This is a genomic window from Paracoccus subflavus (genome assembly GCF_004310345.1).
In the GTDB taxonomy this organism is placed as follows: domain Bacteria; phylum Pseudomonadota; class Alphaproteobacteria; order Rhodobacterales; family Rhodobacteraceae; genus Paracoccus; species Paracoccus subflavus.
In genome coordinates this window covers 391,142-413,715 of the sequence record NZ_SISK01000001.1, presented here as the reverse complement: position 1 = coordinate 413,715, position 22,574 = coordinate 391,142, and the positions used below count along the sequence as shown (strand labels likewise).

The following is a 22,574-nucleotide window of genomic DNA, read 5'->3' as shown; positions in this document are numbered from 1 at the left end:
CCGCCCTTTCGTTTGCCGCGCGGGCGTTCTAGTCTGGCCCGCCAAGGGGAACAAGTCGCATGGAATTGCTGGAAGATGCGCCGGGCAGCAACGCCCACGAATTCACGGTGTCCGAACTGTCCGGGGCGGTCAAGCGCAGCCTGGAGGATCAGTTCGGCCGGGTCCGCGTGCGGGGCGAGATCGGACGGGTATCGCGGCCGTCTTCCGGGCATCTCTATTTCGACCTGAAGGATGACCGTTCCGTCCTGGCCGCCGTGACCTGGAAAGGGCAGGCGGCCAAGCTGGCCCAACGCCCCGAGGAAGGGATGGAGGTGATCGCCACGGGCCGCATCACCACGTTTCCGGGACAGTCGAAATACCAGTTGATCGTCGATCAGATCGAGCCTGCCGGCCTTGGCGCGCTGATGGCCATGCTGGAAAAGCGCCGCCAGGCGCTGGCGGCCGAGGGGCTGTTCGACGAGTCGCGCAAGCGGCCCCTGCCGTTCCTGCCGCGGGTGATCGGGGTCGTCACCTCGCCTTCGGGGGCGGTGATCCGCGACATCCTGCATCGGCTGCGCGACCGCTTTCCGACCCATGTCCTGATTTGGCCGGTGGCGGTGCAGGGCGATGGCTGTGCGCCGCAGGTGGCGGCGGCGATCCGGGGTTTCAACGATCTGCCAGAGGGCGGGCCGGTTCCTCGACCCGACCTGCTGATCGTTGCGCGGGGTGGCGGCAGTCTGGAGGATTTGTGGGGCTTCAACGAGGAGGCGGTGGTCCGCGCCGCCGCCGAAAGCCGCATCCCCCTGATTTCGGCCGTGGGACACGAAACGGATACCACGCTGATCGACTTTGCCTCGGACCGCCGGGCGCCGACACCCACGGCAGCGGCCGAAATGGCTGTGCCGGTGCTGGCGGAACTGGCCGCACGCATGGCCGAATCCCAGGCAAGGCTGACACGATGCAGCCGCCATCACATCGACCGGCCCCGGCAGCGGCTGCGCGATCTGTCTCGCGCATTGGGCCGCCCCGCATCGCTGACCGAAGGGGCGCGGCAGCGGCTGGATCTCTGGTCGGGCAGGCTGGACCCGGCCCTGCATACCCTGCTGCGCACGCGCCGTCATCACCTGGCCGCGCGGCCCATGCCCCTGGCCTTGCTGTGCCGCTTCATGGACCGCAAGGGCCATGGGCTGGAGGGGCTGGCGCATCGGCTGGGCGCAGCCGCAGCCCGGCGGCTGGAACGGCGCCGCGACCGGGCGACAGCCATGGGAGAGCGGTTGGATGCCTCTCTCGCGCGCGTGATCGCGACCACACGGCGGGCGATCGCGCAACAGGGCCAGAAAGGTGCCGATCTGTCGCGGCGTCTCGACCTGGCGGCGCAGCGGGCAATCCGCATTCGGGACGAGGCCCTGCAACGGCTGGACCGGATGCGGCAATCGCTGGGCCACGAGGAAACGCTGCGACGGGGGTTCGTGGTGGTGCGAGGTCCGGACAACGGCGTGATCACATCCATCGCCGATGCCCGGCAGCATGTCCGGCTGGAATTGCAGTTCGCCGGGGATCAGCGCCTGCCGGTTCGCCCCGAAGGCGCGCCCGGCAAAGGCGGACGAAAGACCGGGATGCCCGAACAGAAATCGCTATTCTGACCGGGCATCCTTCGGGCGCAGCATCAGCCAGATCAGGGCGCCGCCCGCCAGAACCAGAAAGGGCAGCATCGCCAGATTGACGGCATTCCAGCCCGCCACGACCGACCCGCCGCTGCAATTCATGAGCCCGCCCGACGACAGCGAGGCAAGAAACACCCCGCCGAACACCACCGCGTCGTTCAGCCCCTGGATGCGGCCCCGTTCCTCGGGCGCATGGGCGCGGGTCAGCATGGCGGTGGCGCCGATATAGCCGAAATTCCAGCCCATTCCCAAAAGCACCAGGGCCGCGAAGAAATTGCCCAGTTCGACCCCCGACAGGGCGGCCGCCCCCGCAATGGCCAGCAGGAACAATCCCGCCGCCACGATCCGCTCTGCCCCGAATCGGGCGATCAGGTGGCCGGTGAAAAAGCTGGGTCCGAACATGGCCAGCACATGGGCGCTGACGATATTGGCCGCATCCCTCGGTGCAAAACCGCAGCCCACGACGGCAAGCGGGGTCGAGGTCATGACCAGGTTCATCAGCGCATAGGAAACCATTCCGCAGATCATCGCGACGGCAATGCGCGGCTGGCGCACCAGCAGGGCCAGGGGGCGGCCCGCGTCCGGGCCCGTTGCGCGGCTTGCGGGCAGCGGGCTGTCCAGAAAGGCGAACAGGATCGGACCCATTGCATTCAAACCGATCACCGCCAGATAGGTCGCCAGGAACGGCACCGCCGTCAGCCCGTCGGTCGCGCGCACCAGGGCGGGACCGATGATCGCCGCAGCCAGGCCGCCCGCCATCACCCAACTGATCGCGCGGGGGGCGTAATCCTCGGACGCAAGGTCGGTGGCGGCAAAGCGATAGAAACCCTGCGCCGACATATAGACGCCGGTCAGCAGCGAGCCCCCCATGAACAGCCAGAACGACCCCGCCGACAAACCCCAGGCAGCCAGCGCCGCGCCAAGGCCCCCCGCCAGAACGGCCAGCATGAACCCCGCCTGGCGGCCCCGGTCCTGCATGAACCGCGCAAGGGGCCTGGCCGTCAGCGCCGATCCCAGAACGATCATCGACAGGGGCAGGGTGGCGATGCAGGGATAAGGCGCCAGAATCTGGCCGGCAAGGCCGCCAACGATGAAGATCACCGACATCTGCGCGCCCAAAATCGCCTGGGCCGCGACCAGCACGATCACGTTTCGTCGGGCACGGTGCTGGTCTGTGGCCAAGATCAGCGCCGGTTCAGCCGCGCGGCGTCATGGGCGCGTTCCTGAATTTCGCCCCAGTTCTCGGCATTCACGTCGGCGTCGGTCGCGATCCAGCTTCCGCCCACGCAGACCACGTTCGGCAGCGCCAGATAGTCAGGCGCAATGGCGGGTGAGATGCCCCCGGTCGGGCAGAAGCTGATCCGGGGCAGGGGACCGGCCAGCGATTTCAGGGCCGGCGCGCCCCCGATCGCCTCGGCGGGAAAGAACTTCAGCATGTGATAGCCCGCATCCGCCGCGCGCATCACCTCGGACGCGGTGGCCGCGCCCGGCAGCAGCGGCAGGGCCAGATCCTCGCAAGCGGCGATCAGCCGGTCGGTCAGGCCGGGCGAGACGGCAAAGCTCGCGCCAGCGTCCTTGGCGCGCCTGGCATCGTCAGGGGTCAGAACCGTACCGGCGCCCACATGCCCGCCCGAGACGGCCGACATGGCGCGAATGGCCTCCAGCGCGGCGTCCGAGCGCAATGTCACCTCGAGGACCGGCAGCCCACCCGAGATCAGCGCCTGTGCAAGGCCCGCCGCCCGTTCGGCATTTCGGATGACGATAACCGGAATCACCGGGGCCAGCCCGCACAAGGCCCGGGTCCGGTTCGACTGGATTTCTGGGTTCATGGCACAGCCTTCCTTGGCGATACGGGCTCAGGTTGCCCGCAGGCAGGGACCGATGCAAGGGTTTGCCGCGCTGCGGCGCAAAATATGATAACGCTATCAGATCGCCACCAGCACGGCGACATAGTGGATCGTGGCGGCAGTGACCACAAAACCATGCCAGATGGCATTCTGGAACCGAAGCCGCTGCCAGACATGAAAGATCACCCCGACGGTATAGACGATGCCGCCGATCACGATCAGCAGCATGGATACGGGGGGCAGGTGGTCGGCGATGGGCTGGAAGGCGACAAGCCCGCTCCAGCCCATCATGATATAAAGCAGGATAGCCAGCTTGTCATAACGGCCGGGCAGAAAGCATTTCAGCGCCACGCCCAGGGTGGCCATGACCCAGATCCCGACCAGCAGCTTTTGAACCGTAGGGTCGGTCGACGCCTTGTGAAGAAACGGCGTATAGGTGGCGGCAATCAGGATAAAGATCGCCGAGTGATCCAGACGGCGGAAATGCCATTTCAGCGTCGAATGCGGCAGCATGTTATAGATGAACGATGCTGCAAGGGCCAGAACCAGGCCGGTGCCATAGACGGCGGTGGCCACCACATCCGCGCGGGGCGCCGACAAGGTGGCATGAAAGATCAGGGCCGTCACCCCGATCAGGGCCAGGACTATGCCGATTCCGTGCACGACACCGTCTGCAAGAAGTTCATGGAAATCGTATTGGCGGCCGAATGAAAACTGGCGACTGGTCATGATGCACCCTTCATGGGATCATCCTGCCCCAGACCGGCACATCGGACAATTGACAGAATCGTCATGTCTTGCCGGGTTGCCGGGCATTGGCTCTTGCAAATCGGCCTTGGCGGGTCTATTTGCCCGCCTACTTCACAGGCAGGGAAGGGCCCTTGCGGGAGACATCCGCAAAAGGTCCACCGGTTGGGACACATGTCCTGAAATCCCTGCCAAGGCGCAAACCGGAAAGGAACATGGAATGGCGCTTCCCGAATTTTCCCTGCGTCAGCTCTTGGAAGCTGGCGTTCACTATGGCCACCAGACGCAGCGCTGGAATCCGCGCATGGCGGAATTCATCTATGGCGACCGCAACGGCATCCACATCCTGGATCTGACGCAGACGCTACCGATGCTGGACGCGGCGTTGCAGGTCGTGCGCGACACGGTTGCCAAGGGCGGCCGCGTGCTGTTCGTCGGCACCAAGCGCCAGGCCCAGAAGCCCATCGCGGATGCCGCCGAACGCTCGGCCCAGTTCTATATGAACCACCGCTGGCTGGGCGGCACGCTGACCAACTGGAAAACCGTGTCCCAGTCGATCAGCCGTCTCAAGGCCATCGACGAGACCATGGCCGGCGGGGCCGAGGGTCTGACCAAGAAGGAACGCCTGCAGCTCGAGCGCGAGCAGTCGAAGCTGCAGGCCTCGCTGGGCGGCATCCGCGACATGGGCGGCCTGCCCGACCTTTTGTTCGTGGTCGACGTGAACAAGGAAGACCTGGCCATCCTCGAGGCCCGGAAACTGGGGATCCCGGTTGTCGCCGTGGTCGATACCAACTGTTCGCCCGATGGCGTGGACTATATCATCCCCGGCAACGACGACGCGGCCCGCGCCATCGCGCTGTATTGCGACCTGGCCAGCCGCGCGGCGCTGGACGGCATGTCGGCCCAGATGGGCGCGGCGGGCGTGGACATGGGCGCCCTGTCCGAGGCCCCCGAGGAACTGCTGGACGAGCCGACCCAGGAACAGGCGACCGCCGACGCCTGACCGACGCGCGTTCTGCGACATTCATGGATTTGTCGTCAGGCGGGGATATGCCCCGCCTGATGCGTTGAACAAAGGAGACGGATCATGGCAATCACCGCCGCGATGGTGAAGGAACTGCGCGAAACGACCGGCGCAGGGATGATGGATGCCAAGAAGGCGCTGACGGAAACCGACGGCAACATAGACGCCGCCATCGACTGGCTGCGCACCAAGGGCCTTGCCAAGGCCGCCAAGAAGGCCGATCGCGTTGCCGCCGAGGGCCTGGTGGGCGTTCAGGTCACGACCGGTCGCGGGGTTGCCGTCGAGATCAACTCGGAAACCGACTTCGTCGCCAAGAATGCCGATTTCCAGCAACTGGTGCGCGACATCACCGATATTGCCCTGACCACGGAAAACGACGTCGAGGTGCTGAAGGCCACTCGCCTGAACGGCAAGCCGGTGTCCGAGGTTCTGACCGATGCCATCGCCCGCATCGGCGAGAACATGACCCTGCGCCGGATGCACATGCTGGAAGGCGACACGGTCGTGTCCTATGTCCACAATGCGGCCGCAGAAGGCATGGGCAAGATCGGCGTTCTGGTGGCGCTGAAGGGCGATGCGGAAAAGGCCCAGGCCATCGGCAAGCAATTCGCCATGCATATCGCCGCGACCAGCCCCCTGTCCCTGTCCGAGGCGACGCTGGACCCGGCTTTGCTGGAGCGTGAGTTGCAGGTCCAGACCGCCAAGGCGCTGGAGGAAAACGCCGCCTCGGCCAAGCCGAAGCCCGAGGCCGTGATCCAGAACAACATCATTCCCGGCCGGATGAAGAAGTTCGTGGGCGAAAACACGCTGCTGGGCCAGCCCTTTGTGATCAATCCCGACCTGACGGTCGAGCAGGCCGCGAAAGAGGCCGGGGTCGAGATCACTGGCTTTGCCCGCGTGGCTGTCGGCGAGGGCATCGAAAAGAAGGAAGAGGATTTCGCGGCCGAGGTCGCTAAGACCCTCAGCGGCGCCTGATCGCTTCGCTTCGTCACACGACCGCCGGTCCCCCTGGGCCGGCGTTTTTCATGCGTCCCGGCTGGACGGCCTTGTTGGCCCATGTCATGCAGCGTCCGAAATCTGAGCGGCGGAGCAATGCCCTTTATCATCGCCATCGACGGACCGGCTGCCTCGGGCAAGGGGACGATCGCCCGCGCAATCGCCGGGCATTTCGGATTTCATCATCTGGATACGGGGCTGCTGTATCGGGCCACCGGGGCGAAGGGCGGCGATCCGGTCCTGGCGGCGCGATCCCTGTCGGTCGAGGATCTGGCCCGACCGGACCTGCGCAGCGCCGAGGCCGGGCAGGCGGCCAGCCGGGTGGCGGCCATCCCTGCGGTACGCGATGCGCTGGTGGAATATCAGCGCCGTTTTGCCGCCCAGGAACCGGGTGCGGTTCTGGATGGGCGGGACATCGGCACGGTCATCTGCCCGGACGCGGCGGTCAAGCTGTATGTCACGGCGTCGGACCGCGCACGGGCCATTCGGCGGGCGGCCGAACTGGGGACCGATGCTGACGCTGTGCTGGAACAACTGCGCGACCGCGACCGGCGCGACAGCGAGCGGGCGACAGCGCCGTTGAAGCCCGCGCCTGACGCCGTGCTGCTGGATACGACCGGCTTGTCCATCCACGAGGCCATCGAACGGGCCAAAAGCATCGTGGCCGGCGTCCGGGGTTGACGATCTAGCCGCAGGAAACCCGTTCGATCCAGCCCTTGGGATCGACAAAAATGTTCAGCCGTTCGGACCGATAGGCAAAGTCTGTGACCTGGCCGGGGCTGATGATGCGCTGTTCCAACTGCGCTGGCAGGTAAACCTCTCCGATATTCATTCCCACCAGTGTCTGGTGACGGACGGGGTCGCATCGCGCCGCATCGACGGTAAGCGGCAGTCCCGCCGTGCAGGATGCGAGGGTCAGCGCGGACAACAGCGGACAGGCAAGGCGCAGGATCATGAAAAGGCCTTTCGATTCGGAAAACACTTCGCTGGGCTGATTGCCCCTCATGGCGCGAGGCCACGGCATTGCCCGTGGCGGCGCCCTGTCGAACGCCGCCAATCGGGTCATTCAGCCTGGGCAAACGTGCCGCATCCGACCCGTGTGCCCGCATTGCCCGCAGGCTGGCCCACGTAATCGTCAGGCTGTTCATGGATGATGATGGCCGACCCGTCATCGTCGCCCAGCAGGTCCGGGGTCAGCCCTGCCGCAAAGAACTCGACCATCAGTGCGCCGCCTTCGGGCACATGAAGGTTCGGCAGATCGCCGGGATGGGGGCCATTTTCGGCCATGGTCCCGTGTTCCTTGCCATCCGCCAGATGTCCGCCTGCAGAGTCGAAATCCGGCGGGCTGCATTCGCCGGTTTCGTGGATATGCACACCCCGGATGCCTGGGGGAAGACCCGTCAGATCCAGCGTGACCAGCATCATCCCCGAAGGGGTCGGCGCCAGGGTTGCCGTGCCATGGCTTTCGCCCTGAGGGGATTTGATCTCGGCGATCATGGCAGCCTGGCCCTCGGTCGGGGTCGAGGCCGGAGCCAGGGCATCCTGCGCGGCCGCGGGCAGCGTCATCAACAGCCCCAAGGCTGCTGCGGTGCGGAATGGCATGGTATCCTCCTGTGGTTGCAGCAGGCTCAACGCCGGGAAGGGGCAGGCGTTCCGGGTCTTGATCCCTGCCGCATCATTGGCGATAACGCGGCCAGCGTCCGTCCGCGAAAGGTAGCTTTCTGAATGCGTGTCCGCATCTATCAACCGTCCCGTAATGCCATGCAGTCCGGCACGGCGCGGACCCGGTCCTGGATTCTGGAATTTCCACCGTCCGACCAGCGCGACCTTGATCCCCTGATGGGATGGACCAGCAGCGACGATACCCAGAGCCAGGTTCGCCTGCGTTTTGACACGCTGAAGCAGGCCGAGGAATATGCCCGCGAAAGGGGGCTGGATTATATCGTCCAGCCGCCGCATCAGCGCGGCGTCAACATACGCCCTCGCGGTTACGGCGAAAACTTTGCCACCGACCGCCGCGCCCCCTGGACGCATTAGAAAATTCCAACGGACCCGAATGTCCGGATCGGCCGCCGGCTGAAATCCTATTTCCGCCAGCGGTCCAACTGAACCACTTCGCCGCCGCCGGGAGGAGTGTCGTCGGGGCTGTCACCGCCGCTTTCGTCCCCCTCGTCATCCGCATCGTCGTCGATATCCTGCGTCTCGAACCGCAGACCGAATTCGACCGAGGGATCGACAAAGGTCCGCAGCGCATCAAAGGGGATGCGCAGGGGTTCGGGCGAATTGCCGAAATTCAGCGTGACGCCGAACCCTTCGTCGTCAACCGTCAGGTTGTCGAACCAGTGCTGAATGACGATGGTCATTTCCTCGGGATAACGCTCGCGCAGCCAGTCCGCCATCTCGACGCCCTCGTCGCGCGTGTCGAACGTAATGAAGAAATGATGGTCGCCCGGCAGGCCGTGTTCCGCAACACGTTCCAGAATATCCGCGATCATGCCCTGCAGGGCGCTGCGCATCATTCCGCCATAATCGATTCCTGAACGCGCCATGCCCATACCCTTCGATTTGCGGCCAGCATAGGGATATGACCGGCATTGAAAAGGGGGGCGGGCCAGGCAACAGCAAGAAAGCTGCAACCATGCCGCGACCGACAATCCGGCTGCTGACACGGCCATCGGAGAGGGAGGGAAGGTGCAGGATTCTGTTGCCAGGCTCCTGCGGGCCCCGCCTTACGCTGCTAGGCGCAAGGGCTTAAGGTTTCGGTTACCCGAGCTGCTTACGCAGCCAGAGCGACCGGAGCACGGTTGTCGTTGGCAACTGTACTTTTTGCACCGATAACGGTGGTGGCTCACCGAGACAAAGCAAACATCTTTAGACGTTCGTCGATCCTGTTTCGACCCCAAGGCCCCCCAACGAGGGTGATCTGGTGGAGTCGCCGGGTACCGCCCCCGGGTCCGATCCGCTTATTCCATGCGCGTTTATGTCCATAGTCGGACTTGCGCCCGACAAGGAAGATATAGGCCGTGCGTTTCGGCGTCGCAAGGGGGTGGCGCAGTGACGGGCAGTTGCCAGAACTGCGGCTTCATGCGGTATTTTGGGGAACGCAGATCAGGGTCTGCACCCCGGTTGCCACATGGACCCGCCGGTCGCCGGACAGGCTCCAGACGTCGATCTGGCTGATCGTCAGGGTCCGGCCGGGTTTGATGACCCGTCCCACCGCCTCGAGGCAGTCCCCCTGCGCAGGGTTCAGCAGGTTCAGCTTGAATTCGACCGTAAGCACCGAACTGTTGTCGGGCATCAGGGTGCTGCCCGCATAGCCGCCAGCGGCATCGGCGATCGCTGCCGTGCTGCCGCCGTGGAAATATCCGTGCTGCTGGGTCAGTTCCGGGCGGAAGGGCAGCCGGATCGTGACGGTTCCGGGGCCGATGCCGGCGATTTCTGCGCCAAGATGAGCCATAAGCCCCTGGCGGGCAAAACTGTCGCTGATGCGCGACAAGGTCGCTTCCGAAAGGGGGGAGCCGGTCTGGGTCATGGCGATCCGCGATGCTGTCTGGACCGTCACTATCGACCGGAATGCGGCCGTTGCGCAATCCATCCTGCGCCGCCCCTTGATCGGACAAGGCCGGCACGTTACCTTTCTGTTAACTTGAAATCAGAGGGCGTGTGTCATGACGCCCAAGCGTCCTGCGGGTGTGGACGCGTTCCCGAATCATACGGTAGAGCCGTCTGCCACCCGACAACCCGAGGAAGGGGTGCTGTATGCAGCCCTCGACCTGGGCACAAATTCGTGCCGGATGCTGATTGCCCGCCCCAAGGGCAGTCAGTTCCAGGTCATCGACAGCTTTTCCAAGCCCGTGCAACTGGGCCTGGGGCTGGAGGCTTCGGGGCGGCTGTCCCGCAGTTCGATGGCGCGCACGGTTCATGCCTTGCAGGTGTGCCGGCGCAAGCTGGATCAGCACCGCGTGGGCAACATGCGTCTGGTGGCGACCGAGGCATGTCGGCGGGCGCGCAACAGCCGCGACCTGCTGCGCACGATCCGGCGCGAAACCGGCCTGCCTGTCGAGATCATCACCGCCGAGGAAGAAGCGCGGCTGGCGGTGATTTCCTGCGCACCGCTGGTCAGCCACAAGACCGAGACGCTGATGGTCGTGGACATCGGCGGCGGATCGACCGAACTGGTATGGATCGACCTCGAGGATGTGGAACCCAAGGAACGGCCGCGTGCAATCATGCGGCTGGCCGACGGGTTCGGCAACCCGCAGCCTGGGGGCGCGCGGGTGGTGGACTGGATCAGCGTGCCGCTGGGGGTGGCGACCCTGCGCGACCAGTTCGCCGATGTCGAGGACGACCAGGGCCGCTTTGCCCTGATGAGCTGGTATTTCGAGGAGATGCTGGCGGGCTTTACCCCCTATGCCGAGGGCTCGCCCGACGAGGGGTTCCAGATCATCGGCACCTCGGGGACAGTCACGACGGTCGCGGCCAGTTTCCTGGGCCTGCGCCGTTACGACCGGACCAAGGTGGACGGGCTGGAAATGACCAGCAGCCAGATTGACCGGGTGATTCAATCCTATCTTCAACTTGGCCCCGATGGACGCCGGGCCGATCCGCGCATCGGTCGGGAACGTCATGCGCTGATCATGTCGGGGGCGGCGATCCTGCAAACCCTGATGCGGATCTGGCCCACCAGCAAGCTGTCGGTCGCGGATCGCGGCCTGCGCGAGGGCTTGCTTTATGCCCAGATGGTGCGCGATGGAGTTCTGGAATCGGAAGGCCTGAACGGGGTGGCATGATGACAAGGGCGCCGCAATGACCAAGGCACCGGGCAGCCGGGAAGGCAAATCCAGCGGGCGCGGGCAGCGCGACCTGCGGGTGCGGGTCAAGACCGCCAAGGGCCGCAAGCTGTCCAGCAAGCTGTGGCTGGAACGGCAGTTGAATGACCCCTATGTGGCGCGGGCCAGACGCGAGGGCTATCGCGGGCGTGCGGCCTTCAAGATCCTGGAACTGGACGACAAGTACCGGTTCCTGGTGCCGGGCGCGCGCGTCGTCGATCTGGGATGCGCGCCAGGCGGCTGGTGCCAGGTGGCTGTCGGACGCGTGAACGCGCTTGGTGAAAAGTCCGGAAAACCGGTCGGCAAGGTTCTGGGCATCGACCTGCAACAGGTTGATCCGATTGCCGGGGCCGAAATTCACCAACTTGATTTCCTGTCCGAAGGCGCTGACGAAACGGTCAAGGAATGGCTGGGCGGTCCTGCCGATGTGGTGATGTCCGACATGGCCGCCGCGTCATCGGGCCACAAGGGCACCGACCACCTGCGCATCGTGGCCCTGGTCGAGGCGGCGGCGGGCCTGGCGTTCGACGTGCTGGAACCGGGTGGAACCTTTGTCGCCAAAGTCCTGGCGGGCGGCGCGGAAACCGAAATGCAAGCCATGCTGAAGCGCAATTTCGACAAGGTGGCCAATGTCAAGCCGCCGGCCAGCCGCAGCGATTCGTCCGAGAAATTCGTGGTCGCCACCGGCTTTCACGGTCGGCGGGCCGACGTTCAGCCGGACTGAGCGCGAAAGACATCCGGCCGCCGTCCGGTCGCCGCGGCAAAGGCCCTGACGAAATGGGCATGGCTGGAATAGCCCAGGTCTGCCGCGATGCGATGGGTCGGCTGGGCCGTGTTGCGCAGCAGCAGGGCGGCGCATTCCAGTTGCAGGTCGTGGATCAGTTCTATGGCCCGCTTGCCATGGGCAGCCATGCAGGCCTGATCCAGCAGCGCGACGGTGCTGTGCAGGTCAGCCGCAAGTTCGGCGACCGCCTGCGCGCTGCCCAATCTCTGCCGTGCCAGATCAAGAAAGCGGTCTACCAATGGCCGGTCAGGCGGGTTCGGTGCCGCGCGACCCGGGGCATTCCCACGAGACAGCAGTCCCAGCCGCAGCGACAACAGATTGATCAGACAGGACAGGGCCCGTGCATTCGCCTTTGACTTTTCAATGGCCAGTTCCTGCAGCGTCGCCTTGATCTGGTCTCCATGCGGGCCAACACGAACCGTCATCGCCCGGCAGGGCAGGGGCGGCTCGGCCGTGTCCGCCAGACGCCTTGCAATCAGCGCGACATGACCGCAGACCCCCGCATCCGGAACCGTGGCAAAGGCTGTTCCCGCCGGGATGTATCGAAGCTCACCGGCCCGCAGCCGGGTTTCGCCATATGAAAAACGCACCCCGGCCTGTCCCTTGACCAGCCAGATCAGGACATGATCGGGCCGGGTGCAGGGACTGGACGGATCGGTCCGGCTGCCCCAGGCGAATGCCTCCAGCGGCAGAATCCGAAACCCGTCGTGATGTTTTGCAGCATATGGCCGAGGCGGTTCAGGCTGCCGCGCGGTGACAAAACCAGGCCTTTCCGGCCATGTAACGGCAGGATTTTCTGGAAGTACCCGATCTGCAGGTTCGGACACCACCGGCGAGTTCACATCGCCCGCAGATACCGTCCGTCCTGCCCCGATGATGCCGGGCGAAAACGGAAATCCCATGTTCCGCTGCGATTGCTGAAATGCCGACATGAAGGCCGCCACAACAAAAAGTTATCGGCTGATTGTTGCCGCTATTCGCGTTCCGATCAATGTGCTTTTGCATAAAACAATTATTGCGTGTTATTCCCCTGTCTCGGCGCTGAGCATCTGCCAGTTCTTCATGCGGCTGCGGAACCAACTGCGCTGTGATTTTGCATATTGGCGGGTGGCAATGATGGCTCGTCCGGCTGCAGTCGCCAGATCGGTTTCTCCCCGCGCAACTTCGGCCAGTTCCGGCGCTCCGATGGCCCTCGTCCATTGTTGTGCGGGGTTCCAGAAGGGCAGCATCGTGCGAACCTCGTCCAGGGCGCCCTGTTCCAGCATCAGGTCAAATCGCCGGGCGATCCGGTTGGCCAGCCAGTCCCGATCCGCCGTCAGAACGATCCGCTGCGCCTGATCGGGCGCGATCAGGGGCGGGGGCATGTCGGCCTGCCAGTCCGCAAGGCCCCGGCCCGTGGCAGCCAGAACCTCCCATGCGCGCTGGACACGGGCTGGGTTGCGGATGTCGATGCGCGACCGGGTGGCGGGATCAAGGTCCGCCACCATCCGCGCCAGTCCGCCATCGCGGGCAAGGCGCGCATCGCCTTCGGTCCGGATGGACGCGGGAACCTGCGGGACATGGGCCAGGCCCTGCGTTAGCGCCGTCAGATACAGCCCCGTTCCCCCCACGACGATCAGCCGCTGGTCGAGAAGATTTGCCACCTCCCGCAGCCAGTCGCCAACCGAATAAGCCGTGCCCGGGGCCACGTGGCCATACAGCGCATGGGCGGCCGCAGCCTCCTCGGCCGGCGAAGGGCGCGCGGTCAGGACGCGCCAGCAGGACCAGACCTGCAAGGCATCGGCGTTCACGACCAGCCCGCCCTGTGTCCGCGCGATCCGCAGCGCAAGCGCGGATTTGCCGCTGGCGGTGGGACCCGCGATCAGGACATGGCGCCTGGGATCGATCTGGGCCGGATCCGTCACGAACGATACCTTTCGGCCGGTTGAACACGGCTGCCTTTTGCGACATTTTGCGCCGCGATGAAAGCGACCGGCGCGGACACGAAGGAACCAACATGATCAATCATCAAGGCGCGGCGCCCGCGCAATACGGCAGGGTGATGCTGAAGATTTCGGGCGAGGCGCTGATGGGCGATCAGGGCTATGGCCTGCATCCCCCGACCGTCGCCCGCATCGCCAACGAGGTCGAATCGGTCCAGAAGATGGGGGTCGAGGTCTGCATGGTGATCGGCGGCGGCAACATCTTCCGGGGCCTGCAAGGCAGCGCGCAGGGGATGGAGCGGACGACCGCCGACTACATGGGGATGCTGGCCACCGTCATGAACGCGCTGGCGATGCAGTCGGCGCTGGAAGCCAAGGGCCTGCACTGCCGTGTCATCAGCGCCATTCGCATGGACGAGGTTTGCGAACCCTATATCCGCCGCCGCGCCATCCGCCATCTGGAAAAGAAGCGCATCGTGATCTTTGCCGCAGGCACCGGCAACCCGTATTTCACCACCGACACCGCCGCGACGCTTCGCGCGAACGAGATGAACTGCGAGGCGATCTTCAAGGGCACCAAGGTCGATGGCGTTTATGATAAAGACCCGAAAAAGTTCAGCGACGCCAAGCGCTACGGCGAGGTCAGCTATGACGAGGTTCTGCAAAAGCACCTGGGCGTGATGGATGCTTCTGCCATTGCCCTGGCGCGCGACAACCGCCTGCCAATCATCGTCTTTTCCCTGGACGAGCCGGGCGGGTTCCGCACCATTCTCGAGGGTCGGGGAACCTATACCCGCGTCCACGCCTGACCGCGTTCTCCTATAAGCTGGCTTTCCCGTGGTGGTCCCGCGAGAGCGACAAAGGTCGTCGAGGAACCGGGGGCGGGGCCGAACTGCGACGCCTGTTAACACTTGACGTAAAGGCAGGCGAAGGGGCAGATTGGACCCGCGTCCTGATATGGGACTGCCGGCTGGTTCCCCTTGCCTGCGCAACGGGCTGGTGAACGTCGGCAGACGTAACGGGACGGGACATCGGGGTTCTTGCAGGCAGGATACAAAGATTTTTCGGCTTGTTTGTGATAGTTTGCACGGTGACACCCAGCCCGGAATACTGCCAAATCCTTAACCGACGCTTATTGTCTTTCTAGCGGTTCAGGGAGCGAGCCCATGTCTGACAGCCCTGCCTATACCCAGTTGCTGACCCTGATCGCGGCACGCAGCCAGAACTGGGTGCGCCAGCAGATCAATCTTCTGGACCCGACATCCGGTCTGGATGATGCTGCAGACGCCGCGGTGGCGGAAATCGCCCTGACGGCGCAGGTTTGCGGCGGCTTTCGGGGAACCGAGGCGCCGTTGCAGGTCTTTTTGCGCAATCGGCTGGGGGCTGGCCCAGGGCCTTCGCCGGAATGGCTCTTGGCCAGCCGGTCGTCCGGTCTGGAACCGGGCGGCCTGCCGGAACGGATGATGCGGTCCGGTCCGTCGGACCCCGCGCTTCTGGCCGAGGCCGAGGCGTTGCTGCGCCAGCCCGTTCCCGATGAAAGGCTGACGGACCAGTCGGTTGACACCTATGCGCGCGTCTTGGCGCTGTGTTACCGATTTGGCGCCGAACGGCCGCGCTTCGCCCGCGCCAGAACCTATGGCGATGCTTTTGCCAATTGCCTGCGCTTTGCCGACTGGGCCGAACGCAGAGGGCGGCTGATGCCGCTGGCGCAAATGGTGTTCTGTCTGTACCTTATCGACCCCGACCATGACGCGTCCGCCATGCTGGCCGATGTGATCGCCAGCCAGCGGCCGGACGGTTCCTTTCCCATGCGGATGGGGTTCGGAACGGCCGAGGGAACCGGGCTGGCCCTGCGGCCCACGCTTGCCGTCCTGCTGGCCCTGCATGCGGCGATTTATCGACGCTGGAGCAGTCCCCGGCCGGGGTTGTCGATGGCCGCCTAGAAAAGCCCTTCGATCTGGCCCATGTCGTTCAGGCCGATGGTTTCGGCGGCGGGATGGCGGGGCAGGCCCGGCATTGTCATGATCTCGCCGCAGATCGCGACAACGAACCCGGCGCCTGCATTCAGCCGCACTTCCCTGACCGGAATGACATGGCCTTCGGGCGCGCCGCGCAAGTCGGGATCGGTCGAAAAAGAATACTGCGTCTTTGCGATGCAGACGGGCAGATGGCCGTGGCCCCCTTCCTCCCACAGATCAAGCTGGGCGCGCACGCCGGACAGGGCCTCGACATGGGCGGCACGATAGATGCGGGTGCAGATCGTTTCGATCTTTTGCCACAGGGACATGGAATCCGGGTAAAGCGTGCGGAAATCGGCACCGCCGCCTTCCACCATGTCCACGACGCGACGGGCCAATTCTTCAGCCCCCGCTCCGCCCCTGGCCCAGTGCTGACAAAGGATCGCGGTGCTGCCATGACGGGCGCAGTAATCCTGCACGGCCGCGATTTCGGCCGCGCTGTCGCCCAAGAAATGGTTCAGGGCGACCGTCACGGGCAGACCGAAGCCGCGCAGGTTTTCCAGATGGCGGCCCAGATTGGCGCAGCCCCTGACGACAGCCGCCACATTCTCTGTCCCCAGATCCTCGCGCGCGACGCCGCCGTTCATCTTGAGCGCACGGACGGTGGCCACAAGGACGGCGGCGGCGGGTGCCAGCCCGGCCAGCCGGCATTTGATGTCGAGGAACTTTTCCGCCCCCAGATCGGCGCCGAAACCCGCTTCGGTCACGACATAGTCGGACAAGCGCAGCGCCGTATCCGTGGCGATCACGCTGTTGCAGCCATGGGCGATATTGGCGAAGGGACCGCCATGGACCAGGGCGGGGTTGTTTTCCAGCGTCTGCACCAGGTTCGGTTGCAGGGCGTCGCGCAGCAGCACCGTCATTGCCCCGTCGGCCCGCAGGTCGCGGGCCGTGACCGGGCGGCGGTCGCGGGTATAGGCCACGACGATCCGGCCCAAACGCGCGTGAAGGTCGTCCAGATCATGCGCAAGGCAGAGGATCGCCATGACCTCGGAGGCGACGGTGATATCGAACCCGGTCTGCCGCGAGAACCCGTTGGACACGCCGCCCAGCCCCACCACGATGTCACGCAGGGCGCGGTCGTTCATGTCCATAACGCGCCGCCATGTGATCCGGCGGGTGTCGATATCCAGATCGTTGCCCCAGTAAATATGGTTGTCGATCATGGCCGCCAGCAGGTTGTGGGCGGCGGTGATGGCGTGAAAGTCGCCGGTGAAGTGAAGGTTCATCTCCTCCATCGGAACGATCTGGGCATGGCCGCCCCCCGCCGCGCCGCCCTTCATTCCGAAATTCGGCCCCAGGCTGGCCTCGCGGATGCAGATGGTGGTGCGCTTGCCGATGCGGTTCAGCGCATCGCCAAGACCGACGGTGGTCGTGGTCTTTCCCTCGCCCGCGGGGGTGGGGTTGATGGCCGTGACCAGAACCAGATGGCCGCGCGGGCGGTCCGTCAGCCCGTTCAGCGCGTGATGAGCGATCTTGGCCTTGTCGGCCCCGTATCGCAGGATGTCGCCTTCGCCCAGTCCCAGGCGGGCCGCGATATCGACGATGGGCAACTTGCGGGCGGTGCGGGCGATCTGGATATCAGTGGTCATCGCGTTGGGATGGCCGGATTTGCGCAGTCTGTCAATCGGATCAAAGGTCAGATGGCATCGGCCAGGGCGGCCGCGATGGCGCTGCGCAGATCCGGCAGCAGGTCGGTTTCGAACCACGGATTGCGGCGCAGCCAAGCCGTATTCCGCCAGGACGGATGTGGCAGGGGAAAGACCGACGGCGCGTGATCGCGCCAGGATGCGACCGTCCTGGTCACATCGCGCAGGCCCAGATGCCAGCGGATCGCATGACCGCCAACAACCAGGGTCAGCCGGGGGCAGAGCGGTGCCATGACGCGTTCGCGCCAGGTGGCCGCGCAGACGGACGGCGGCGGCAGGTCCGATCCGTTCCGGTCATATCCGGGAAAGCAGAAGGCCATCGGAACGATGGACAGGCGATCGCGATCATAGAAGGTGGCCTTGTCCATGCCCATCCAGTCCCGCAGCCGGTCGCCCGACCGATCGGCAAAGGGGATGCCGCTGTGCTGCACTCTCATGCCCGGAGCCTGGCTGGCTACAAGGATGGGTGCGGCGGACCGGAACCAGACCATCGGGTGCGGTTCGTGGGCGGTGGCGGTGGCCGCAAAGCGCGGGGCGCAGATGCGGCATTGGCGGATGGCATCTTTCAGCGTCTGCATGAAGAACAGATAGTGAAAATGCAGCACTTTTGAAAGATGACACGGGGAAGAAGGCCGGGCATCAACCAAGACAACTGGACAGCGCGCAAAACGCATCCTAAGGTTGTAAATGCCTGTCAGCCCAGGCCGGGGGCCGCGCCGCGGCAGGGATCGCGATGCTGGAATTCGACAACGTCTCCAAGTCGTTCTGGACCGGGACCCGGCGCAAGGTGATCCTGGACCAGGCGTCCTTCCGGGTCGAGCCTGGCCATTCGCTGGGCATCCTGGCACCGAACGGCACCGGCAAGACGACGCTGGTCAACATGATGTGCGGGCTGGAGAAGCCGGACGAAGGAACGATCCGGCGCGGATGCCGCATATCGTTTCCATTGGGGTTTGTGGGCGGCATCGTTGCAAAGCATTCGGCCAACGAGAATGCCCGGTATATCGCGCGGATCTATGGCCTGGATGCCGATTATGTCTCGGCCTTCGCGCGGTGGCTGACCGATATTCACGAATATTTCGACATGCCCGTGGGGACCTATTCGGCGGGGATGCGACAGAGGTTTACCTTTTCGCTGCTACTGGCGCTGGAATTCGACATCTACCTGATCGACGAGGGAATGCCCCAGACGACCGATGTAGAATTCAACCGGCGGGCGGGGGCCGTGCTTTACGACCGGCTGCGAACGGCGACGGTCGTGATCGTGTCCCATCAGCCCGCCACGATCGAAAAATTCTGCCGCTCGGCCGCGATCCTGCGGGACGGGCGGCTGTATTCCTTCGAATCCCTTGCCGAGGCCAAGCAGTATTATGACTACACCGCCTAAGGTCCGCCGCTATCACGCTTCGGTCAGTGAATCGGTGCGCCCCGTCGCCGAGGCGGATGCCGCGTCAAGCAAGGGGCAGGCCGCCTTGGACCTGCAGGTCGGGCGTGCGGGGCGCCCGCAGACCGCCCCCCCGGACGATCGGCGCGAAAGACTGATGCGGACCGATCCCGTCGATGACGGCTTGCCCGATATCCGGCCGACGCAACGCGCGGATGTCGGCGACACCCTGGACGCGCAGCTTGACGCGATCCGCCGCGAGAATCTGTCCGACCGGCAGTTTCGCATCGCCCGCCGGATCGCGGCGCTGCACCAGATCGAGGCGGCCTCGGACGAGGAGGTGGTTCTGCGGCTGCGCCAGCGCGGCATCGACCCGTTGCAGCGCGCCGCGCTTGGTCAGGTCCTGTCCGGCGAAGGCGACCGCGCGCAGGTCCGCCCGGCGGCCAATGCCCCTGCCGTGATGCCGCGCAAGCAGGTCGTGCCGTCCGTTCCGAAAACCGCATCCCCTGCAGCGGCCCAGCCCCCTGCGCTGCCCTCGCGCGAGGCGTTGACCGAAGAAAAGCGCGCCGCCGAAATTTTCAGGGTCCAGCGCGACATCGCGCAGCGCCGCCGGCGGCGCATGGTGATGCTGGGCCTGCGGCTGCTGGCCTTTGTCGTCTTGCCCACGGCGCTGGCGGGGTGGTATTATTTCCGCATCGCCACGCCGCTTTATGCCACGGTGTCGCAGTTCCGCATCCAGTCGGCTGAAACCCAGGGGGGGGCGACGGCCAGCGGTCTGGGCGGTCTGCTGGGCGGGTCGCAACTGGCGACCAATACGGATTCCGTAGCCGTGCAAAGCTATCTGACATCGCGCGACGCCATGCTGCGGCTGGACGCGGACAAAGGATTCAGGGCGGCCTTTCAGGGGGAGAAGATCGATCCGATCCGGCGGCTGCCGCCCGAGGCAACGAACGAACGAACCTTTGCGCTCTACAAGGACTCGGTGAAGATCGGTTATGACCCGACCGAGGGGATGATCGACATGGAGGTGATCGCCCCCGATCCCCTGCAGAGCCAGGAATTTTCCCTGGCCCTGATCGCCTATGCCGAGGAACAGGTGGACCGCATGACCGCGCGTCTGCGCGACGACCAGATGGAGGGGGCCATCGCCATCTATCGCGACGCCGAGGCCAAGGTTCTGGCCGCGCAGCGCCGGGTGCAGGATTTGCAGCGGACCCTGGGTGTTCTGGACCCGGTGGCCGAAAGCACCGTTGTGATGAACCAGGTCGCCGCGCTGGAAACCCAGCTTGCGACCCGGCGGCTGGAACTCGGCCAGCTTTTGACCAATCCCCGGCCCTTGCAAAGCCGCGTGAACGTGGTGCGCGGCGATATCGCGCGGATCCAGGACATGATCGCGCAGACGCGGACCCAGTTGACCCAGGGCAGCGATTCGCGCAGTTCTCTGGCGCTGATCTCGGGCGAATTGCGCATCGCCGAAAGCGATCTGGCGACGCGGCAGGGGCTGATGGCGACGGCGGCGGCGCAGATGGAAGCCGCCCGGATCGAGGCCAACAAACAGGTCCGTTACCTGTCGCTGTCCGTGGCGCCCGTATCCCCGGACGAGGCAACCTATCCCAAGGCGTTCCAGAACACGCTGGTGGCCTTTTTGATCTTTTCTGGTATCTACCTGATGCTGTCGCTGACAGCCTCGATCCTTCGCGAACAGGTATCCACATGACCCCGCCCAAGCATGTCCCCATCGGCCCCCTGATCTGCGGCAACGACCTGCCGCTGACGGTGATCGCCGGGCCATGCCAGTTGCAGACCCTGGACCATGCCCTGATGATCGCCGAGAGGATGGCCGGATTTTGCGAAAATGCAGGGGCGGGCTTTATCTTCAAGGCCAGCTACGACAAGGCCAATCGCACCTCGTTGGCGGGCCGGCGCGGCGTCGGCATGGACGAGGGGTTGTCCATCTTGTCCGCGGTGCGCGACCGGCTGGGCTGTCCGGTGCTGACGGACGTTCATGATGCCCAGCAGGCGCAGACGGCCGCGCAGGCGGTGGACGTGATCCAGATCCCCGCGTTCCTGTCGCGCCAGACCGACCTGCTGCTGGCGGCAGGGCACACGGGCGCCGTGGTCAACATCAAGAAGGGCCAGTTCCTTGCGCCCTGGGACATGCCGAATGTCGCCGAAAAAGTCGTCTCGACCGGCAACGACCGGATCCTGCTGACCGAACGCGGGGCCAGCTTCGGCTATAACACGCTGGTTGCCGACATGCGGTCGCTGCCGATCATGGCGCGCACCGGCTGGCCGGTGATCATGGACGCCACCCATTCGGTGCAGCAGCCGGGCGGGCAGGGCGGATCATCGGGGGGGCAGCGTGAATTCGCGCCCGTGATGGCGCGCGCGGCGGTGGCGATCGGGGTTGCGGGGGTGTTTATCGAAACCCACGAAGACCCGGACAATGCCCCTTCGGACGGACCGAACATGGTGCCGCTGGACCGGATGGAGGCCCTGGTGTCGTCGCTGATGGCCTTTGACCGCCTGGCCAAGGCCGATCCCGTCATGGGTCAGGGCGCGCGGCCGGCCGCATCGGCGGACGCCCAGGCCCATTGGAAATTATAGCCCCCCAGCCAGCCGGTCACGTCCACGCATTCGCCGATGAAAGACAGGCCGGGCACCCGCCGGGCTTGCAGGGTACGGGCATCCAGGTCGCGAGTGTCCACCCCGCCCATCGTCACCTCGGCGGTGCGATAGCCTTCGGTGCCCACGGGCCGGACCTGCCAGCGGTTGATCCGTGCGCCCACCTGGTCCAGCCTCGCATTCGGCTGATCGGCCAGCCGCGCGTCGGCCAGCCCCATTTCCGCGCAGATGGCCGTGGCAAGGCGCGCGGGCAGGATGCGTCCCAGGGCCGAACCCGGCGTCATGCGACCCGCCTGCGCCCGCATGGCCTTGAGGTCCGCGGCCACGTCATGACCCGGAGCAAGGTCGATTTCCAGGCTTTCGCCCGGCTGCCAATAGCTTGAGATCTGCAGGATCACCGGTCCGCTGAGGCCGCGATGGGTGAACAGCAGGGCATCGCGAAAGCGCCCGCCATTGTGCCGGATCTCGGCCTCGACCGCCACGCCTGCCAAGGGACGGCACCGCGCCAGATCCTGTTCCGCGAATGTCAGCGGCACAAGGCCCGCGCGGGTATCCACGATCCGCAGCCCGAACTGCCGGGCGATGTCATAGGCAAAGCCCGTCGCGCCCATCTTGGGGATGGATTTGCCGCCCGTCGCCACCACAACCCGAGAGGTGGCGATATGGCCCTTGTCCGTTTCGATCACGAAGCCCGTACCGTCGTGGCTGACCCGGCACAGGGCGGTCTCCAGCCGCAGTTCGGCACCTTTCATCCGGTCCAGCAGCATCCCTGTCACCTGCGTCGCCTTGCCATCGCAAAAAAGCTGACCTTGCGTCTTTTCATGCCAGGCGATTCCGGCGCCCTCGATCAGGCGGACAAACTGTTCGGGGCGATAGCGCGACAGGGCACTGGCGGCAAAGCGCGGGTTCTGCGACAGAAACCGGTCCGGCGCAGTGGCAAGGTTGGTAAAGTTGCACCGTCCTCCGCCCGAGATGCGGATCTTCTCGGCCGGATTCCGGGCATGGTCCAGCACCAGAATGCGCCGCCCTTGCCGACAGGCCGATCCGGCACAAAACAGCCCGGCCGCGCCCGCGCCCAATATGACAAGGTCCGCCTGTTCCATCGG

General features: G+C 65.2%; 24 protein-coding genes and 1 other RNA gene. 12 read left to right on the top strand and 13 right to left on the bottom strand.

Annotated features, from left to right (window positions below):
* The first annotated feature begins 59 nt into the window (after positions 1 to 59).
* Positions 60 to 1,622: an exodeoxyribonuclease VII large subunit gene (xseA, locus tag EYE42_RS02080; protein WP_130989632.1), complete on the top strand. Its 1,563-nt coding sequence runs from the start codon at positions 60 to 62 to the stop codon at positions 1,620 to 1,622.
* Here xseA and EYE42_RS02075 read toward each other — a convergent pair.
* The 3 genes from EYE42_RS02075 to trhA form a co-directional block, all read right to left on the bottom strand.
* A complete protein-coding gene (locus EYE42_RS02075) occupies positions 1,614 to 2,828 on the bottom strand; it encodes an MFS transporter (protein WP_425466552.1) in 1,215 nt (404 codons plus the stop codon). The genes xseA and EYE42_RS02075 overlap by 9 nt on opposite strands.
* On the bottom strand, positions 2,828 to 3,472 hold the full coding sequence (gene eda / locus EYE42_RS02070) for a bifunctional 4-hydroxy-2-oxoglutarate aldolase/2-dehydro-3-deoxy-phosphogluconate aldolase (RefSeq protein ID WP_130989631.1): 645 nt from the start codon (positions 3,470 to 3,472) through the stop codon (positions 2,828 to 2,830). Before eda ends, EYE42_RS02075 begins: the two co-directional genes overlap by 1 nt.
* A 96-nt stretch (positions 3,473 to 3,568) precedes the next feature.
* Entirely contained in the window at positions 3,569 to 4,219 is a 651-nt protein-coding gene (trhA, locus tag EYE42_RS02065) for a PAQR family membrane homeostasis protein TrhA (RefSeq protein ID WP_130989630.1), read from the bottom strand.
* A gap of 238 nt (positions 4,220 to 4,457) precedes the next feature.
* Between trhA and rpsB the strand changes: the two genes are divergently transcribed.
* The 3 genes from rpsB (at position 4,458) to EYE42_RS02050 (ending at position 6,938) form a co-directional block, all read left to right on the top strand.
* On the top strand, positions 4,458 to 5,240 hold the full coding sequence (gene rpsB, locus EYE42_RS02060) for a 30S ribosomal protein S2 (RefSeq protein WP_130989629.1): 783 nt from the start codon (positions 4,458 to 4,460) through the stop codon (positions 5,238 to 5,240).
* Between the two features lie 84 nt (positions 5,241 to 5,324).
* Positions 5,325 to 6,236 (top strand): translation elongation factor Ts, encoded by a 912-nt coding sequence (gene tsf, locus EYE42_RS02055; RefSeq protein ID WP_130989628.1) that lies wholly within the window; start codon positions 5,325 to 5,327, stop codon positions 6,234 to 6,236.
* A 117-nt stretch (positions 6,237 to 6,353) separates the two neighbouring features.
* A complete protein-coding gene (locus EYE42_RS02050) occupies positions 6,354 to 6,938 on the top strand; it encodes a (d)CMP kinase (RefSeq protein ID WP_130989627.1) in 585 nt (194 codons plus the stop codon).
* A gap of 4 nt (positions 6,939 to 6,942) precedes the next feature.
* Here the strand turns inward: EYE42_RS02050 and EYE42_RS02045 are convergent, their stop codons facing one another.
* Positions 6,943 to 7,212: an I78 family peptidase inhibitor gene (locus tag EYE42_RS02045; protein ID WP_165455683.1), complete on the bottom strand. Its 270-nt coding sequence runs from the start codon at positions 7,210 to 7,212 to the stop codon at positions 6,943 to 6,945.
* Positions 7,213 to 7,319: 107 nt separating this feature from the next.
* The gene (locus EYE42_RS02040; protein ID WP_130989625.1) at positions 7,320 to 7,859 is read right to left on the bottom strand and encodes a superoxide dismutase family protein; all 540 of its coding nucleotides are present in this window, start codon (positions 7,857 to 7,859) and stop codon (positions 7,320 to 7,322) included.
* A gap of 123 nt (positions 7,860 to 7,982) precedes the next feature.
* Between EYE42_RS02040 and EYE42_RS02035 the strand changes: the two genes are divergently transcribed.
* Complete coding sequence (locus EYE42_RS02035) at positions 7,983 to 8,294, top strand: ETC complex I subunit (RefSeq protein ID WP_130989624.1); 312 nt, start codon at positions 7,983 to 7,985, stop codon at positions 8,292 to 8,294.
* Positions 8,295 to 8,341: 47 nt separating this feature from the next.
* Here the strand turns inward: EYE42_RS02035 and EYE42_RS02030 are convergent, their stop codons facing one another.
* The 3 genes from EYE42_RS02030 to EYE42_RS02020 form a co-directional block, all read right to left on the bottom strand.
* The gene (locus EYE42_RS02030; protein WP_130989623.1) at positions 8,342 to 8,806 is read right to left on the bottom strand and encodes an SspB family protein; all 465 of its coding nucleotides are present in this window, start codon (positions 8,804 to 8,806) and stop codon (positions 8,342 to 8,344) included.
* Between the two features lie 141 nt (positions 8,807 to 8,947).
* Positions 8,948 to 9,303: a transfer-messenger RNA gene (gene ssrA, locus EYE42_RS02025) on the bottom strand.
* A gap of 36 nt (positions 9,304 to 9,339) precedes the next feature.
* On the bottom strand, positions 9,340 to 9,789 hold the full coding sequence (locus EYE42_RS02020) for a PaaI family thioesterase (protein ID WP_246020552.1): 450 nt from the start codon (positions 9,787 to 9,789) through the stop codon (positions 9,340 to 9,342).
* A 136-nt stretch (positions 9,790 to 9,925) separates the two neighbouring features.
* Between EYE42_RS02020 and EYE42_RS02015 the strand changes: the two genes are divergently transcribed.
* The gene (locus tag EYE42_RS02015; protein WP_130989622.1) at positions 9,926 to 11,047 is read left to right on the top strand and encodes a Ppx/GppA phosphatase family protein; all 1,122 of its coding nucleotides are present in this window, start codon (positions 9,926 to 9,928) and stop codon (positions 11,045 to 11,047) included.
* 16 nt (positions 11,048 to 11,063) lie between these two features.
* Positions 11,064 to 11,810: an RlmE family RNA methyltransferase gene (locus EYE42_RS02010; protein ID WP_130989621.1), complete on the top strand. Its 747-nt coding sequence runs from the start codon at positions 11,064 to 11,066 to the stop codon at positions 11,808 to 11,810.
* Here the strand turns inward: EYE42_RS02010 and EYE42_RS02005 are convergent.
* Positions 11,798 to 12,460: a helix-turn-helix transcriptional regulator gene (locus tag EYE42_RS02005; protein WP_165455682.1), complete on the bottom strand. Its 663-nt coding sequence runs from the start codon at positions 12,458 to 12,460 to the stop codon at positions 11,798 to 11,800. The genes EYE42_RS02010 and EYE42_RS02005 overlap by 13 nt on opposite strands.
* Positions 12,461 to 12,892: 432 nt before the next feature.
* Entirely contained in the window at positions 12,893 to 13,774 is an 882-nt protein-coding gene (gene miaA, locus EYE42_RS02000) for a tRNA (adenosine(37)-N6)-dimethylallyltransferase MiaA (protein WP_130989619.1), read from the bottom strand.
* 92 nt (positions 13,775 to 13,866) lie between these two features.
* Between miaA and pyrH the strand changes: the two genes are divergently transcribed.
* Both pyrH and EYE42_RS01990 read left to right on the top strand, forming a co-directional pair.
* Positions 13,867 to 14,601 carry a UMP kinase gene (gene pyrH / locus EYE42_RS01995; protein WP_130989618.1) on the top strand — a complete coding sequence of 245 codons (735 nt, stop codon included), beginning with the start codon at positions 13,867 to 13,869 and terminating at the stop codon, positions 14,599 to 14,601.
* A gap of 357 nt (positions 14,602 to 14,958) precedes the next feature.
* Positions 14,959 to 15,735 (top strand): hypothetical protein, encoded by a 777-nt coding sequence (locus tag EYE42_RS01990; RefSeq protein ID WP_130989617.1) that lies wholly within the window; start codon positions 14,959 to 14,961, stop codon positions 15,733 to 15,735.
* Here the strand turns inward: EYE42_RS01990 and EYE42_RS01985 are convergent.
* A complete protein-coding gene (locus EYE42_RS01985) occupies positions 15,732 to 17,402 on the bottom strand; it encodes a formate--tetrahydrofolate ligase (RefSeq protein ID WP_130989616.1) in 1,671 nt (556 codons plus the stop codon). The genes EYE42_RS01990 and EYE42_RS01985 overlap by 4 nt on opposite strands.
* A 47-nt stretch (positions 17,403 to 17,449) precedes the next feature.
* Positions 17,450 to 18,037, bottom strand: a complete 588-nt coding sequence (locus tag EYE42_RS01980) for a uracil-DNA glycosylase family protein (protein WP_130989839.1) — start codon at positions 18,035 to 18,037, stop codon at positions 17,450 to 17,452.
* Positions 18,038 to 18,192: 155 nt separating this feature from the next.
* Here EYE42_RS01980 and EYE42_RS01975 point away from each other — a divergent pair, with 155 nt between their 5' ends.
* The 3 genes from EYE42_RS01975 to kdsA are packed head-to-tail and all read left to right on the top strand — an operon-like array spanning position 18,193 to position 21,450.
* Positions 18,193 to 18,846, top strand: a complete 654-nt coding sequence (locus tag EYE42_RS01975; protein WP_130989615.1) for an ABC transporter ATP-binding protein — start codon at positions 18,193 to 18,195, stop codon at positions 18,844 to 18,846.
* Entirely contained in the window at positions 18,830 to 20,560 is a 1,731-nt protein-coding gene (locus EYE42_RS01970) for a KpsE/RkpR family capsule polysaccharide export protein (protein WP_130989614.1), read from the top strand. The genes EYE42_RS01975 and EYE42_RS01970 overlap by 17 nt, the downstream gene beginning before the upstream one ends.
* Positions 20,557 to 21,450 carry a 3-deoxy-8-phosphooctulonate synthase gene (kdsA, locus tag EYE42_RS01965; RefSeq protein WP_130989613.1) on the top strand — a complete coding sequence of 298 codons (894 nt, stop codon included), beginning with the start codon at positions 20,557 to 20,559 and terminating at the stop codon, positions 21,448 to 21,450. Before EYE42_RS01970 ends, kdsA begins: the two co-directional genes overlap by 4 nt.
* Here the strand turns inward: kdsA and EYE42_RS01960 are convergent.
* The gene (locus EYE42_RS01960) at positions 21,396 to 22,571 is read right to left on the bottom strand and encodes a BaiN/RdsA family NAD(P)/FAD-dependent oxidoreductase (protein ID WP_130989612.1); all 1,176 of its coding nucleotides are present in this window, start codon (positions 22,569 to 22,571) and stop codon (positions 21,396 to 21,398) included. The genes kdsA and EYE42_RS01960 overlap by 55 nt on opposite strands.
* Between the last annotated feature and the right edge of the window lie 3 nt (positions 22,572 to 22,574).